Below are 15,789 nucleotides of genomic sequence, written 5' to 3'. Positions count from 1 at the left end.
CGGAAATCGGAATCGGGCGGAACGAACGGCGGATGCGCCGTCCAGGTCAGGTGGCGAGCAGCAGCAGGACGAGCCCGAGCGCCATCACGATGAGCCCGCCGATCCGGATATGATGCGGCGGCCGCTCCGCTATTCTACGAAACGTGTCGCGCCAGGCGACGGGAAACACGAAGGGGAACGCCCCCTCGATGATCAGCATCAGTGCTACCGCGAGCAACAACGAGCCAGCCAGATCCATGCGAGCGACGGCGCCGCTCGTCGCGGCGCCCCAAGTCAGTGTTTGCGGGGAGCGGGTGCCGCCGGTGCGGCACCGCCCGTCGGGCTGCGCATGAAACGGAAGAACTCGCTGTCGGGATCGACGACGATGATGTCGTTGCGCTTGAAGGTATTCCGGTAAGCCTGCAGGCTCGCGTAGAACTGGTAGAACTGCGGGTCGCGGCCGAACGCATCGGCGGCAATCGTCGCGGCCTTCGCGTCGCCCTCGCCCTTGATCGTCTGCGCGGACTTGTACGCATTCGCGAGCACGGCCTGCTGTTCGCGTTCCGCATCGGCCTTGATCTGTTCGACGTCGGCAGCGCCCTCGGCACGCACCTGGGCAGCCTGGTCGCGCAACGCGGCAATCATCCGCTGATAGACCGCGTCCGTTTGCGCGGCCGGCAAGTCGACTCGCGTAAGCTGGACGTCGACCACGTCGATGCCGAAACCGGACGCCGGCTCCCGCACCGCATCGCGTGCCGCATCGGCGATCTCGCGCTGGCCGCCGAGCGCATCATCGAGCGTGCGCTTGCCGAACGCGTCGCCCAGCGCGCTCTTCAACGCACCGGCCAGGCGTTCGTTCGCGGCTGCCGGATCGCCGCTCGTAGCCGTGAAATACTTCATCGGATCGCTGATCCGATACTTGACCGCGTACGCGACGAGCAGGTCGTGCTTGTCCTGCGTCGCGAGTTGCAGCGGGTCCGACGATTCGAGCGACTGCAGGCGCGTATCGATCAGCGTCGCCGTCTGCAGCGGCGGCGGCAGCTTGAAGTGGATGCCGGGGCCCGCGAGTTCGGGCTGCGTGCCGTCACGGCCCGACAGCACCGCCGCGTGGCGCGGGTCGACGGTCAGGACCGTCGACGACGCCGCGAAGGCAACGATCACGATCGCAACGACGAGCGCAATGATTCGGTTCATGTTCTGCGCTCTCCGTTACTTCAGATCGTCTTCGCGCGAGCGGCTGCGGAACGCTTCACGCGACCGCAGCGCGTCGCTGCCCGGTGCCGGCGCGGCGGCGGCCGAAGCCGCGCTGGCCGGCGCACTCGCCGTGCCGTCGGCCGGTGCCGACGCCGCGTCGGGCGCGGATGGGCCGGCGGACACCGCGGCGTTTTGTCGCCCCTGCTCGACGATCTTGTCGAGCGGCAGATACACGACGCTGTTGCCGCCCTTGTTGCCGACGAACACCTTCGTTGTGTTCGAATAGATTTCCTGCATCGTCTCGAGGTACATCCGCTCGCGAATCACCGCGGGCGCCTTCGAATACTGTGCATAGACCTGCTTGAACCGGTCGGCGTCGCCTTCGGCCTCCGTCACCACGCGATCGGCATATGTCTTCGCTTCGTCGACGAGTTTCGCGGCATCGCCCTGCGCCTTCGGCAGCAGATCGCTCGCGTAAGCCTGTGCGGCACGCTTCGCGGCTTCGCGCTCGTCGCGCGCCTTTGCGACTTCCGCATACGCGGCCTGCGTCTGCTCGGGCGCCGCGACGCTTTGCATGGTGACAGCCGTGACTTCGAGCCCGGTCTGGTAGCGGTCGAGATCGCGCTGGATCGCGGTCGAAAGCTGCTCGCGCAGCGCGTCGCGGTCCTGGTTCAGCATGTCGGCTGCACTACGCGTGCCAACGATCGCGCGCACCGCAGCCTGCGCGGCCTGCGACACGCTGCGCTCGGGATCGACGCTGCGGAACAGGTAATCGGTTGCGGAGCGAATCCGGTACTGGACGACGAAACGCACGTCGACGATATCGGCATCGCGCGTGAGCATTGCAGCTTCCTTCACGTTCGCGAGACGCACGACGTTGTTGCGGCCGATCTCGATCGAACGTACCTGCGACGTATCGACGATCTCGTGCGATGCGAACGGATACGGCGCGCGCCAGTGCACACCCTGGCCGACCGTGCCCGACAGCTTGCCGAGTTGCAGCACGACACCCGTCTGGCCGTCCTGCACGACGAACAGCCCGCTGCCCGCATAGACCGCGACCAGCACGCCGATCACGATGCCGACGCCGACTCGCGCGGCCCGGCCGTTGTCCGGCCGCAAGCCGTTGCCGCCCTTGCCGCCTAACAGGCCGCTCAGACGCCGGTTGAAGTTGCGCCACATCTCGTCGAGATCGGGGGGACCGTCACCGTCGCCGCCAGGCGGACGCTTCGATTCGTTCGTACGCGGACGGGATCCGTCGTTGCCCTTGCCTTCGCCACGTCCCCAGCGGGGATCGTTGATCGACAGCAAGGCGCGCATCCGCCGCAAGGTACTCCGCTCGTTGTATTCGTTCACCAGAGTTTGTTCACCAGATTGGACGCCGGCGAACCGGCCGGGACCGGTTAGCGCCCGTGTTCGGAAATCGTGCGGTCTTCGTGTGGTTCAGCGGGTACGCCGTCGAGCGCGCCGTCGGACAACGTCGCGCCGGAAAGGTGTTCCGCGGAGGCGATCTCGGCGATGGCGGCACGCAACGCGTCAAGACCCTGACCGGTGCGCGCGCTCAAAAAGACGCGCGAAATATTACCATATTCGTCCCGCTCGACCGCGTCGCCGCGGGCCGCCAGCTCGGGCACGGCGTCGATCTTGTTGAACACCAGCACCTGCCGGATCGTGTCCGCGCCGATCTCGTGCAGCACGCCGTTGACCTGCTCGACCTGCTCGAGCCGCACCGCGCTCGATGCATCGACCACATGCAGCAACAGATCCGCATGGATCGTTTCTTCGAGGGTCGCGCGAAACGCGGCTACCAGCTGGTGAGGCAACTCACGGATGAACCCGACCGTATCGGAAACGACGATCTGGCCGACTTCGTCGCCCAAGTACACGCGCCGCGACGTCGTATCGAGCGTCGCGAACAACTGGTCGGCCGCATAGGCCTGCGCTTTCGTCAGCGTATTGAACAGCGTCGACTTGCCCGCGTTGGTATAGCCGACGAGCGACACCGACATCGTGCCGCTGCGTGCGCGCTGGCGACGCTGCGTGCTGTGCTGCCGGCGCAGCCGGTCGAGTCGTGACTTCAGCATCTTGATACGCTCGCCGATCAGCCGGCGGTCGGTTTCGAGCTGCGTTTCACCCGGGCCGCGCAAGCCGATACCGCCCTTTTGCCGTTCCAGGTGGGTCCACGCGCGAATCAGCCGGGTCGACAGGTATTGCAGCTGCGCGAGTTCGACCTGCAGTTTGCCTTCGTGGCTGCGGGCGCGCTGGGCAAAGATATCGAGGATGAGACTCGTGCGATCGACCACACGCCTGTTAAGCGCCTGCTCCAGATTGCGTTGCTGGGCCGGTGCAAGGGCGTGATTGAAGATGACGATTTCGACGTTGTGCGCGTCGCAGGCAAGCCGCAATTCTTCGGCTTTGCCGCTGCCGATGAACATCTTGGCATCGGGACTGGAGCGACGACCCGTGAGGGTGACGGCGGGACGGGCCCCCGCACTGGAGGCGAGAAGACTGAGTTCTTCGAGACTGGCTTCGAAATCGGTCTTGCCGAAATCGATGCCGACGAGCGCTGCGTTGATCAAATTATCGGGTGTCAAGATAAGGCGGCTGGCATCGGTCGCTCGCGGCGACCGGGTGCCGGCCGCTGCGATAGGTTAGGACGAGGCTTCCGCGTCCGGGTGGAAATTCACCGGGCGCGCCGGCACGACCGTCGAGATGGCGTGCTTGTAGACCATCTGGGTCACCGTATTACGGAGCAACACGACGTACTGGTCGAACGATTCGATGTTCCCTTGGAGCTTGATGCCGTTGACGAGATAGATCGAAACGGGAACGTGCTCCTTGCGCAGTGCGTTCAAAAACGGGTCTTGTAACAATTGCCCTTTGTTGCTCATGGCGTACTCCATCTTTTTTTGCAGGTTGATCTGGATTGGCGACGAAGAAAAAGAGATCCGGCGCCAATCGCTACACTATAGCCGATTTTGCCTGCCCCGCCCGGAGCCAGGCCATGTGGCCCAGGCCTTGCGGGGCGTGCTTCAGCCCTTGTCCGCGTACGGGTTGTTCGACGAACGGAACTCTATGCGCAATGGAGTCCCAGTCAGTGAGAAAGTTTCGCGGAATCGGTTTTCCAGGTAACGCTTGTACGTTTCCGTCACGGCATCGAGTGCGTTACCGTGGATTACGATCAGCGGCGGATTCTGACCGCCCTGGTGCGCGTAGCGCAGCTTCGGACGCACCGGGCCGCGGCGGCGCGGCTGCTGGAATTCGACGGCCTCGATCAGCGCGCGCGTGAGCTTCGGCGTCGGCAGCTTCGCCATGGCCGCCGCGTATGCGTCGTCGACCGAGCGCATCAGCGCGCCGATCCCCGTCTTCTTCGCGGCCGAAATGTAGTGCGACTTCGCGAAGTCGAGGAATTTCAGCTTGCGAGTCAAATCCGCTTTCGCGCGATCGCGTGCGTGATCGTCGAGACCGTCCCACTTGTTGACGCCGATCACGAGCGCACGCCCCTGCTCGACGACGAAGCCGGCGATGTGCGCGTCCTGGTCGGAAATGTCCTGCTGCGCATCCAGCAGAAGAATGACGACGTTCGCGTCGGATATCGACTGCAGCGTCTTCACGACCGAGAACTTCTCGATCGCCTCGAACACCTTGCCGCGACGCCGCAGGCCCGCGGTGTCGATCAGCGTGTATTTCTTGCCGTTACGTTCGAAGTCGACGTAGATCGAATCACGCGTCGTGCCCGGCATGTCGAACGCGATCACGCGGTCCTCGCCGATCAGGGCGTTCACGAGCGTCGACTTGCCGACGTTCGGGCGGCCGACGATCGCGATCTTGATACCGCGCGACGGATCGTCTTCGTCCGCCTCCTCCGGCTGGCCCGCGTACGCGACTTCCAGCGCCTCGTTGATCATGTCGGTCACGCCGTCGCCGTGCGCGGCCGAGATCGCGCGCGGATCGCCGAGCCCGAGCTCGTAGAAGTCCGTCGCGACCGCCGTGTACTTCATCCCCTCGGCCTTGTTGACGACGAGGAAGATCGGCCGGCCGGTCTTGCGCAGGTAATCGGCAATCGACTTGTCCTGCGGCGCGAGGCCGTTGCGGCCGTCGACGATGAACACGACGACGTCGGCTTCCTCGACGGCCTGGCGCGTCTGGCGCGCCATCTCGTGCAGGATGCCGTCCTTCGCGACCGGCTCGAAGCCGCCGGTGTCGACGACCAGGTACGGCCGTGCGCCGACCCGCCCTTCGCCGTAATGGCGATCGCGCGTCAGGCCCGGCAAGTCGGCGACCAGCGCATCGCGCGAGCGCGTGAGCCGGTTGAACAGCGTGGATTTCCCCACATTGGGGCGCCCAACGAGGGCAATGACCGGTTTCATCTGTGTTTTCTACGGTGATGCGCAGCAGCGGGAGGCCCGCTGCTGCGGGCGGCTGCGCTGAATGAAAATATCACGAATTCGCGCCGCGCCGGATGCGCGCGCCGGGCGCGCGTTGCACGCCGTCGTCTTTCGTTTCGAACTGCCTTTCAAATACCGAGCGGCCGGGAACACCGGCCGCCCTCATGTCGCGCGACCCGCGGTGCGCGGGACAAGCCCGCCGCGCCGCAGCCGCGCATGTTTCGCGCATGTCAGCGCGGACGGAACCCGTACAGGCCGCCGTCCTTCGTCTGCACGACCAGCGTATTGCCCGCAAGAACCGGCGCCGCCGTAATCGCGCTGCCGTCAGTCTTCATCCGCGCGATGAAACTGCCGTCCTCGCGCGACAGGAAGTGCACGAAGCCCTTGTAGTCGCCCATCACGAGCGCATGACCGAGCAGATACGGCACGCCGACGTCGCGGCTCTTCAGTTTGTCGTTGCGCCAGAGCTGGTTCCCGGTGGTGGCGTCGTACGCGGTCACGACCGACCAGTCGTCGCCGCCGGCGACCACCGAGTCGTCCTGCGCCAGGCCGCTGCGGCTCGAGAACGGCTTTTCCCACAACGGCCGGCCCGAGTTCGCATCGAAGCAGCCGAGCTGGCCCTGGAACGTGACTGCGCACGTTTCCGCGCCCACGAGCGTCGGTGGACCGCTGACGTCGTTGATGCGCTCGACTTCGGTCACGCCTTTCGGAAACGATACCGGCGTCTGCCAGAACGGCTCGCCCGTCTGCAGGTTGATCGCAACGAGACCGCCGCCGGGGAAACCCGCCAGCACGGCCGCATCGCCCGCGAACGTCATGCCGGCCGACACGCGCAGGTTCAGCGGTACTGCCCGGTTGCGGTAGTTCCACTTCTGCTCGCCCGTCTGCGCGTCGAACGCGATCACCTGGCCGTCGATCGTGCGAACGATCACGAGGCCGTTGCCCACGAGCGGCGGCGAGAAGATCTCGCCCTGCACGGAGGTCTTCCACAGCTGCTTGCCGTCGGGGCCGAGCACGAACACGCCGCCCTTCAGCGCGCCGACCGCGGTCAGGTTGCCGTCGCTGCCGACACCGGCCGACAGGTCGGAACCGACCTTCGTGCGCCACAGCGTCTGGCCAGTCTTCGCGTCGATCTTCTCGACCGAACCGTTTTCGCCCGCCGCGTAGACGGCGTCGCCGACGGCCACCGGCGAGAACAGGTAGCGGCCGCCCTTGCCGACGCTCGCCTTCCAGACCTGTTGCACGTCCATGACAGGCTTGAACTCGGTGAGCGGCGTCGGCACGCGGCGCGCGTCCTTCGACGACGAGCAGGCCGCCAATGCCAGGACAGCCGCCGCGCAGGCTACGGGCACAGCGTAACGTTTCAGCAAATTCATCGGTTAGCGAAGCAGAGTTAAGAGGTTGAGGGGGCCGTGATCAGCCGCCGAGCGCGTCGAGCTTGAACTGCACGAGCTGGCGCGCGGACTGGTCGTCCTTCGACAGGCCGTCGAGCGCGAGCTTGTAAGCAGCACGCGCATCGTCGGTCTTGCCTTGCGCGGCAAGCAGGTCACCGCGGCGATCCGCCACGAGGCCCTTGAATGCATCGAGCGGCGTACCGGACAGCAGCGCGAGGCCTGCGTCGTACGCCTTCTCGTCAAGCAGCAGCGACGCAAGACGCAGCTTCGCGATCTGCTTGTACTCATCGTCCTTGGCGTGGTCGGCGGCCCATTGCAGCTGCGCCTTCGCGCCTGCGGCGTCGCCGGCGGCATACAGCGTCTTCGCGGCAGCGAGCGCCGTCATCTGCGCATACGGCGTGCTGCCGTACTTGTCTTCCATGTCGGCAGCCGCACGGGCCATCGTCGCCTTGTCGTTCGCGGCCGCGGCCTTCTGGACCTGCTCGTACAACCCGGAAGCCTCGGCGGCCTGACGGCGCTGCCAGTAGTTCCAGCCGTTGAAACCGGCCGCGACGACCAGCGCAGCGAGCACGATCCACGTGGTGAGGTTGCCCCAGCGGGCCCACCACGCTTTCAGACTTTCAATCGATTCTTGTTCGTCGTGATAACTCATCGGCGAGCGATTCCTTCCTGTTCAGGCTGTTCTTGTCAGCGAATGCCAGCGCGATCAGTCGTCGCCGTCTTCGGCGGATGCAACCATCGCATTGATTAGGAATTCGGTCAAGCTTTCGACCGGCACGGTCTGCTGAACGTTCTTTTCCCCTTCCAGGCCCGCACCGCGCAGCGCTTTCACGCCCACCGTGCCATTCGCCACCTCTTCTTCGCCGAAGATCACCGCGAACGCGGCGCCGCTCGCATCGGCCCGCTTCATCTGCGACTTGAAGCTTGCCGGCGCGCCGTCGGCGCTGCAGTGGAAAATCACGTCGAGGCCCGTGTCGCGCAGACGCTCGGCCGCGATGAACGCCTGTTCGCGCGCGGTTTCGCCCTGGTGCACGACGTATACGTCGACGCCTTCCTGCTCGGGGGCGAGATCCTCTTCCTTCAGCAGCTCGAGAATGCGCTCAATGCCCATCGCCCAGCCGCATGCGGCCGTCGGCTTGCCGCCGAGTTGCTCGATCAGCGGATCGTAGCGGCCGCCGGCCGCGACCGTGCCCTGCGCGCCAAGCTTGTCGGTCACCCACTCGAACACGGTCAGATTGTAGTAATCGAGACCGCGCACGAGACGCGGGTTGATCTTGAACGGGATGTTGTTCGCGAGCAGCAGGCGCTGCAGACCTTCGAAGTGCGCGCGCGACTCGTCGCCGAGGAAGTCGATCAGCTTCGGCGCGTTCTGCGCGATCTCCTGCAGCGCGGGGTTCTTCGTGTCGAGCACGCGCAGCGGGTTCGTATACAGACGGCGCTTCGCGTCCTCGTCGAGCACGTCCGCGAACTGCTCGAGGTACTTGATCAGTTCGACGCGGTGCGCGGCGCGCTCTTCGGCGAGGCCGAGCGAGTTGATCTCGAGCTTGATGCCGGTCAGCCCGAGGTCGTCCCACAGGCGCTGACACATCATGATGATTTCTGCATCCGCATCCGGGCCCGCGAAACCGAGCGCCTCGACGCCGACCTGGTGGAACTGGCGATAGCGGCCGCGTTGCGGACGCTCGTGTCGGAACATCGGGCCGATGTACCACAGGCGCTTCGGGCCGTCGTACAGCATGTTGTGCTCGATCGATGCTCGCACGACCGCCGCGGTGTTCTCCGGACGCATCGTCAGGTTTTCGCCGTTCAGCGCGTCGGTGAAGCTGTACATCTCCTTCTCGACGATGTCCGTGACTTCGCCGATGCCGCGCGTGAAGAGCTGCGTATGCTCGACGATCGGCGTGCGGATGTTCTGGTACCCGTATGCGCGCAGCAGCGATTTCACCGTAGCTTCGAAGAACTCCCACAGGCCTGCATCCTGCGGGAGGATGTCGTTCATGCCCTTGACGCCGGTGAGCTTCTCGATCTTGCGTTTCTGTTCAGTCATCGTGTGTGTGGACGAATTAGTTCAGGGCCGCAGCGCGGCCGTAATTGCGTGCGACGTAGTCGCTGACGATCTGCTGGAATTCCTCGGCGATCCGCTCGCCGCGCAGCGTCTTGACCTTCTCGCCGTCGATGAAGACGGGTGCGGCCGGATTCTCGCCCGAACCCGGCAGGCTGATGCCGATGTTCGCGTGCTTCGACTCGCCCGGGCCGTTGACGATACAGCCCATCACCGCGACGTTCATCTTCTCGACGCCCGGATATTCCTTGCGCCAGGCCGGCATCTGCTCGCGCAGGTAGGTCTGGATCTGCATCGCGAGCTCCTGGAACAGCGTGCTCGTCGTGCGGCCGCAGCCCGGGCATGCGATCACCATCGGCGCGAACGAGCGCAGGCCCATCGTCTGCAGGATTTCCTGGCCGACGATCACCTCGCCGGTGCGCGGCGCACCCGGTTCCGGCGTCAGCGAGATGCGGATCGTGTCGCCGATCCCTTCCTGCAACAGCACGCCCAGTGCAGCCGTCGAGGCGACGATGCCCTTCGAGCCCATGCCGGCTTCGGTCAGGCCGAGGTGCAGCGCGAAGCCGCAGCGACGGCCGAGTTCGCGGTACACGGCGATCAGATCCTGCACGCCGCTGACCTTGCACGACAACACGATACGATCACGGCCGAGGCCGAGTTCGACCGCGCGCTCGGCCGAGCCGATCGCCGACTGGATCAGCGCCTCGTACATCACGCTCTGCGCATCCCACGGCTGCGAACGCGCGCCGTTCTCGTCCATCATGCGCGCGAGCAGATCCTGGTCGAGACTGCCCCAGTTCACGCCGATCCGCACCGGCTTGTCATACTTGGCCGCCGCCTCGATCATCTGCGCGAACTGCGTGTCGCGCTTCGCGCCCTGGCCGACGTTACCCGGGTTGATCCGGTACTTCGACAGCGACTCCGCGCAGCCCGGATAGTCGCGCAGCAGCAGGTGGCCGTTGTAGTGGAAATCGCCGACGAGCGGGACGGTCACGCCCATCCGGTCGAGCTGCTCACGGATCGCCGGCACGGCGGCCGCAGCCTCGGGCGTGTTGACGGTGATACGCACCAGTTCGGAGCCTGCGTTCGCGAGATCCTTGATCTGGATCGCCGTGCCGATCGCATCGGCCGTGTCGGTGTTCGTCATCGACTGCACGCGCACCGGCGCATCGCCGCCGATCGTCACGAGCTGCCCGCCCCAACGAACATCCACCGCATGCGACACGCGACGCGGCTGATGCCCGCCGAACACCGGCTCGGTTGAACAAATCTGACTGCTGCGTGGGGATTGAGCTTCGGATTGCATCGTTAGATCCATTTACGCGGAATGCGCCGCGATGCGGCGCATGAATTGAAAAAGCGCCGTGCCCTCTCGGCCTGTCGGCGACAGGCTTTCGTCACGGCGCTTGACGTCAGGGCAACGTGAACCGCGCCACGTTACCCCGCGCTGCCGAATATTTTGCCGGATCGACGGCTTTTCCGTCGAACGTGACCGAATCGAGGCCGGCCTTGTTACCGATCGTGACCTTGAACGGCCCGTCGCCGGCGACCTGCTTTGCTTCGCCGGCCCGCACCAGCCCCGAGAACAGTTCCTTGCCGCTCTTGTCGCGCACGCTGAACCAGCTATCCTGCTTGACCTTCAGTTCGATCATCGACTGACCTGCCGCCACCACAACGCTCGCGGGCTGAGCCGGTGCGGCAGCACTTGCCGCGACGGCCGTCGCGACGACGGGTTGCGACGCGGCTGCAGCCGACGCCACCGCTTGCGGCGCTACGCCGGACGCTGCAGCCGCGGCCGGAGCCTCATTGCCGGTCACCGCCGACGCACCGCTCGCGGCCGCCTCGTCGACAGACGAACCCGCAGCGATGCTGGCAGCCGACACATGCTCCGTATCGCCGCCCTTGAAGCGGGCGAGCCAGCTCGACGAGTCGCCGCCAGTGTGCCACATCAGTACCGCGACCACCGCGACGACGACGATCGCCGTGCCCCACAACCACGGGTGGTGGCGCGACGAGCCGCCAAGCGGAATCGACACGCGACCGCGCGGCAGATCCGTCCCCGACGACGCAGGCATCGACAGATCGACTTCCGGCGCGCCGCGCTCGCGGCGCAGTGCCTGCGCGAACGGTTCCGGATCGACGCCGAGCATCTTCGCGTAGCTGCGCACGACGCCGATCGCGAACGTCACGCCGGGCAAATGACTGATGTCACCGGCCTCGAGCGCACGCAGCTTCTGCGGAGCGACCTTGAGCCGCGCCGACACGTCGTCGACCGTCCAGCCCTTCGCTTCCCGGAGCTGCGCCAGCCGGCCGCCGACTGCCGTCAGCGTTTCCAGTCCCGCCGGTGCCGGCTGCGCGGCATTCGTCTCTGCGCCGTTTGACGGCTGCGGCTCACTCATCCTTGTCCTCGCGTCGATTCTTCTTCACTGGCGAACGCCGCCGGCTCTTGCCGGCCGGCACCCGCAACTTGTCATACCATGCGCGGCGCCGAGGCACCGCGACGGATCGCTATTCGCGTGTTGTACCGCCAAAAGGTTCGGGCATCCCCGGCCAGGCGCGCCAGCGAGGCGCGCCGTCAAACCGCCCGAACTTCGATGATTTTTGCTGCCGCACCCGTTCGCTCCGCCAGACGCGTGCGATCCTTCACGGCGCCGGCCAGCTGACCGCACGCGGCGTCGATGTCGTCGCCGCGCGTCTTGCGCACGGTCGTGACGACACCCGCGTCGATGAGGACCTGTGCGAAGCGCTTGATCTGCTCCGGCTTCGAGCGGATGAGGCCCGATTCCGGAAACGGGTTGAACGGGATCAGATTGAACTTGCAGGGCACGTCACGCGTGACGGCCAACAGTTCGCGCGCATGCGCTTCGGTGTCGTTGACGCCGTCGAGCATGCAGTATTCGAAAGTAATGAAGTCGCGCGGCGCGACTTTCAGATAGCGCTGGCACGCGGCCATCAGCTCGCGCAGCGGATGCTTCTTGTTGAGCGGCACCAACTCGTCGCGCAGCGCGTCGTTCGGCGCGTGCAGCGATACGGCGAGTGCGACCGGCAATTCGGCGCCGAGGCGGTCCATCATCGGCACCACGCCGGACGTCGACAGCGTGACGCGGCGGCGCGACAGGCCGTACGCGTTGTCGTCGAGCATCAGCCGCATCGCGGGCACGACCGCGTTGTAATTCAGCAGCGGCTCGCCCATGCCCATCATCACCACGTTGGTGACGACCCGTTCGGCCTTGCCGTTCGGACCGGGCGCACGACCGAGCGACGCACGCAGTGCAAATTCGGCCATCCGGAGCTGACCGATGATTTCAGCTGTCGACAGGTTGCGGGAGAAGCCCTGCTTGCCCGTCGAGCAGAAGCGGCAGTTGACCGCACACCCGGCCTGCGACGACACGCACAGCGTGCCGCGCGTCTCTTCCGGGATGAACACGGTTTCGACCGCATTGCCGTTTCCGACGTCGATCAGCCACTTGCGCGTGCCGTCGGTGGAAACGTGATCGCTGACGATATCCGGCATCACGATCGACGCGCGGCCCTTGAGCTTTTCCCTCAGGGACTTCGCGAGATCGGTCATGCCGTCGAAATCGCCGGCGTTGTACTGGTGGATCCAGCGCTGCAACTGCTTGGCGCGGAACGGCTTCTCGCCGAGACTGCCGCAGTACGCGACAAGACCCTCGGCATCGAAGTCGAGAAGATTGACGGAAGTTTCGCTCGTCATGATGTGCTGCCTTGCCGCGTGCGCTGAATCCAGCCTACTTGTTGCCAGCCGGAGCTTAGCGCGAGTAGACGTTCATTTCCGGGAAGAAGAACGCGATTTCGACCGCTGCCGTTTCCGCAGCGTCCGAGCCGTGCACGGCGTTCGCGTCGATGCTGTCGGCGAAGTCGGCGCGGATCGTGCCCTTTTCCGCCTTCTTCGGATCCGTCGCGCCCATCAGGTCGCGGTTCTTCAGGATCGCGCCTTCGCCTTCCAGAACCTGAATCATCACCGGACCCGAGATCATGAAATCGACGAGATCCTTGAAGAACGGACGTGCCGCGTGCACTGCGTAGAACTTCTCGGCGTCTGCACGCGACAGGTGCGCCATGCGCGATGCGACGATCTTCAGGCCGGCGCCTTCGAAACGGCTGTAGATCTGGCCGATCACGTTCTTTGCCACCGCATCCGGCTTGATGATCGACAGGGTGCGCTCGATTGCCATAAAAACTCCAAGAAATTAAGAAGTTACAGGTTCAAATGAATCCGCTATTGTAGCACGATCCCGTGTATCATTGCGATTGAACCCTTACACGAGCGAAAGGTTCCGAGTTCATATGTTTTTGCGCTGCCCGGCCATTGAAACCAAGCGGCGCGGAACGTATCTTAGCCACAGCTGCTCCGGTTTGCTGCGCCGTACACCGCGTGCGCCGAACCGGCCCCGGACGCCCATGCGTTCAATGTTAGGAGAAACCATGAACGACTATCCGTACAATTTCGGCCGCGGCGGCTCCGTCAGCACCGCGGAGGTTCGTAACCGCGTGCTGCGGAACACGTACTGGCTGCTCGCGCTGTCGATGATTCCGACGGTGCTGGGCGCATGGGTCGGCGTCGCCACGGGCTTCTCGCTGTTCGCGGCCACGAGCCCGATGATGAGCCTGCTCGCATTCTTCGCGATCGCGTTCGGCTTCATGTTCGCGATCGAGCGGACGAAAAACAGCGCGGCCGGCGTGTTCGTGCTGCTCGGCTTCACGTTCTTCATGGGCCTGATGCTGTCGCGCCTGCTGAGCTTCATCCTCGGCTTCTCGAACGGCCCGTCGCTGATCATGCTCGCGTTCGGCGGCACCGGCGTCATCTTCGCCGCAATGGCGACGGTCGCCACGGTCAGCAAGCGCGATTTCTCGGGCCTCGGCAAGTGGCTGTTCATGGGCGTGATCGTGATCCTGCTCGCGTCGGTCGCGAACATGTTCCTGCACCTGCCGGCGCTGATGCTTACCGTGTCGGTGCTCGCGATCGCAATCTTCTCGGCCTACATGCTGTTCGACGTCCAGCGCGTCGTGAACGGCGGCGAGACGAACTACATCTCGGCCACGCTCGCGATCTACCTCGACCTGTACAACGTGTTCACGAACCTGCTCGCGCTGCTCGGCATCTTCGGCGGCAACCGCAACTGACGTTCGCTGTGCACCATGAAAAAACCGGCCCGAGGGCCGGTTTTTTCACGTCCGCCGCCGGCTGTGCTTCAGTCTCGCTCGAACAGCGCGATCGATTCGACGTGCGACGTATTCGGGAACATGTTCACAACCCCGGCGCCCTTCAGCCGGTAGCCGGCCTCATGCACGAGCAAACCCGCGTCGCGCGCAAGCGTCGACGGATTGCACGACACATAGACGATTCGCTTCGGCAGTGGACCTTCGCCGCTCTGCGCGATTTCGGCCAGCGCCTTCGACACCGCAAGCGCACCTTCGCGCGGCGGATCGATCAGGAACTTGTCGAATGCGCCGAGCGCGCGGATGTCGTCGCCCGTCACTTCGAACAGGTTCCGGCATGCGAACGTCGTATGCCCATCCACGCCGTTCTCGCGCGCATTCGCAAGCGCGCGCGTCGTCAGCGTTTCGCTGCCTTCGATGCCCATCACCTCGCGCGACAGACGCGCGAGCGGCAGTGTGAAGTTGCCGATCCCGCAGAACAGGTCGAGCACGCGATCGTCGCGCGACGGCGCGAGCAGGCGCAGCGCTCGGCCCACCAGCACGCGGTTGATCTGATGATTGACCTGCGTGAAGTCGGTCGGCTTGAACGGCATGCGGATGCCGAACTCCGGCAGCGTGTAGTCGAGCGACACGTCGAGCGGATAGAACGGCGTCACGGTGTCCGGGCCTTTCGGCTGCAGCCAGAACTGCACCTTGTGCTCGTCCGCGAACGCACGCAGCAGCGCTTCGTCGTCCGCATTGATCGGCTCCAGCACGCGCAGCACGAGCGCCGTGACTTCCGAACCGACCGCGAGCTCGATCTGGGGCATCCGGTCGCGGATCGACAGCCCCTCGACGAGCCGGCGCAGCGGCACGAGCATCGCCGACACGTGCGGCGGCAGCACCTCGCAGCTCGTCATGTCGGCGACGTAGCTGCTCTTCTTCTCATGGAAGCCGACCAGCACGCCGCCCTTCTTCGCGACGTTGCGCACGGTCAGACGCGCACGGTAGCGGTAACCCCACGACGGGCCGTGGATCGGCGCGAACATCGTCTCGGCGCGCAGCTTCGACAGATGCCAGAGGTTGTCCTCGAGCACGCGCTGCTTGATCGCGACCTGCGCGCGCATGTCGAGATGCTGCATCGAGCAGCCGCCGCAGGTGCCGAAGAACGTGCATTTCGGCTGCGTACGCATCACGCTCGGGCGCAGAATGTCGACAACGGTTGCCTGCTCGTAGCTCGGCTTGCGACGATAGCTCGAATAGGTCACGCGTTCGCCGGGCAGCGCACCTTCGACAAAGATGACCTTGCCCGGCGTGCCGTCCTCGGTCGCCGTGCGGCCGACACCGCGCGCTTCCATGTCGAGCGATTCGATCTCGAGAACCGGGGCGGGCCCGGGCGCGACGGGCGCATTTTTCGATTTGCGCGCAGAAGTGGGGACGGCTTCGGACACCAGCTTTTCCTGACAAAACGTTGAAGAAGGCGAGATTGTAGACGACGAAGGACCGCATCGCCTGCTTTCGTGGCGCAAGCGTCGATACTGACGCGCATACCGACCGGCCAACGCTCGATCGGGCATGCCGGCAAGCACCCGCACCCAGCACGCGGCCGCCC

15 protein-coding genes are annotated in these 15,789 nt (G+C 65.2%); 1 reads left to right on the top strand and 14 read right to left on the bottom strand.

From position 1 onward, the window contains the following. Positions 1-46 precede the first annotated feature (46 nt). From J7024_RS00960 to ndk, 13 genes are all read right to left on the bottom strand, one after another. Positions 47-238: a DUF2065 domain-containing protein gene (locus tag J7024_RS00960; RefSeq protein WP_009687995.1), complete on the bottom strand. Its 192-nt coding sequence runs from the start codon at positions 236-238 to the stop codon at positions 47-49. 35 nt (positions 239-273) lie between these two features. Further along, positions 274-1,173: a protease modulator HflC gene (gene hflC / locus J7024_RS00955; RefSeq protein WP_124828566.1), complete on the bottom strand. Its 900-nt coding sequence runs from the start codon at positions 1,171-1,173 to the stop codon at positions 274-276. 15 nt (positions 1,174-1,188) lie between these two features. After that, on the bottom strand, positions 1,189-2,529 hold the full coding sequence (gene hflK, locus J7024_RS00950; RefSeq protein WP_124828565.1) for an FtsH protease activity modulator HflK: 1,341 nt from the start codon (positions 2,527-2,529) through the stop codon (positions 1,189-1,191). A gap of 47 nt (positions 2,530-2,576) precedes the next feature. After that, positions 2,577-3,752, bottom strand: coding sequence for a GTPase HflX (gene hflX, locus J7024_RS00945; RefSeq protein ID WP_175751243.1), 1,176 nt, complete (start codon positions 3,750-3,752; stop codon positions 2,577-2,579). A gap of 72 nt (positions 3,753-3,824) precedes the next feature. Beyond that, positions 3,825-4,064: an RNA chaperone Hfq gene (hfq, locus tag J7024_RS00940; RefSeq protein ID WP_006399927.1), complete on the bottom strand. Its 240-nt coding sequence runs from the start codon at positions 4,062-4,064 to the stop codon at positions 3,825-3,827. 141 nt (positions 4,065-4,205) lie between these two features. Further along, positions 4,206-5,543: a ribosome biogenesis GTPase Der gene (gene der, locus J7024_RS00935; RefSeq protein ID WP_044848985.1), complete on the bottom strand. Its 1,338-nt coding sequence runs from the start codon at positions 5,541-5,543 to the stop codon at positions 4,206-4,208. A gap of 248 nt (positions 5,544-5,791) precedes the next feature. Next, on the bottom strand, positions 5,792-6,937 hold the full coding sequence (gene bamB / locus J7024_RS00930; RefSeq protein ID WP_124828563.1) for an outer membrane protein assembly factor BamB: 1,146 nt from the start codon (positions 6,935-6,937) through the stop codon (positions 5,792-5,794). A 40-nt stretch (positions 6,938-6,977) separates the two neighbouring features. Continuing rightward, complete coding sequence (locus J7024_RS00925) at positions 6,978-7,607, bottom strand: tetratricopeptide repeat protein (protein ID WP_124828562.1); 630 nt, start codon at positions 7,605-7,607, stop codon at positions 6,978-6,980. A 54-nt stretch (positions 7,608-7,661) separates the two neighbouring features. Further along, on the bottom strand, positions 7,662-9,002 hold the full coding sequence (gene hisS / locus J7024_RS00920) for a histidine--tRNA ligase (protein ID WP_124828561.1): 1,341 nt from the start codon (positions 9,000-9,002) through the stop codon (positions 7,662-7,664). A 16-nt stretch (positions 9,003-9,018) separates the two neighbouring features. After that, positions 9,019-10,323, bottom strand: coding sequence for a flavodoxin-dependent (E)-4-hydroxy-3-methylbut-2-enyl-diphosphate synthase (gene ispG / locus J7024_RS00915; RefSeq protein WP_124828560.1), 1,305 nt, complete (start codon positions 10,321-10,323; stop codon positions 9,019-9,021). 106 nt (positions 10,324-10,429) lie between these two features. After that, complete coding sequence (locus tag J7024_RS00910) at positions 10,430-11,416, bottom strand: helix-turn-helix domain-containing protein (RefSeq protein WP_124828559.1); 987 nt, start codon at positions 11,414-11,416, stop codon at positions 10,430-10,432. 176 nt (positions 11,417-11,592) lie between these two features. Next, positions 11,593-12,732, bottom strand: a complete 1,140-nt coding sequence (rlmN, locus tag J7024_RS00905) for a 23S rRNA (adenine(2503)-C(2))-methyltransferase RlmN (protein ID WP_124828558.1) — start codon at positions 12,730-12,732, stop codon at positions 11,593-11,595. Positions 12,733-12,787: 55 nt separating this feature from the next. Further along, complete coding sequence (ndk, locus tag J7024_RS00900) at positions 12,788-13,213, bottom strand: nucleoside-diphosphate kinase (protein ID WP_006478674.1); 426 nt, start codon at positions 13,211-13,213, stop codon at positions 12,788-12,790. A gap of 250 nt (positions 13,214-13,463) precedes the next feature. Here ndk and J7024_RS00895 point away from each other — a divergent pair, with 250 nt between their 5' ends. Beyond that, positions 13,464-14,162, top strand: coding sequence for a Bax inhibitor-1/YccA family protein (locus tag J7024_RS00895; RefSeq protein WP_124828557.1), 699 nt, complete (start codon positions 13,464-13,466; stop codon positions 14,160-14,162). Between the two features lie 68 nt (positions 14,163-14,230). On the opposite strand, the gene rlmD is transcribed toward J7024_RS00895, so the two are convergent. Continuing rightward, positions 14,231-15,628 carry a 23S rRNA (uracil(1939)-C(5))-methyltransferase RlmD gene (rlmD, locus tag J7024_RS00890; protein ID WP_124828556.1) on the bottom strand — a complete coding sequence of 466 codons (1,398 nt, stop codon included), beginning with the start codon at positions 15,626-15,628 and terminating at the stop codon, positions 14,231-14,233. Positions 15,629-15,789 lie beyond the last annotated feature (161 nt).

This window comes from Burkholderia sp. WTPI3 (assembly GCF_021483755.1).
Taxonomy (GTDB): Bacteria; Pseudomonadota; Gammaproteobacteria; order Burkholderiales; family Burkholderiaceae; genus Burkholderia.
Note: the sequence above shows the minus strand (reverse complement) of the source record. Positions and strands in the feature narration are given on the sequence as shown.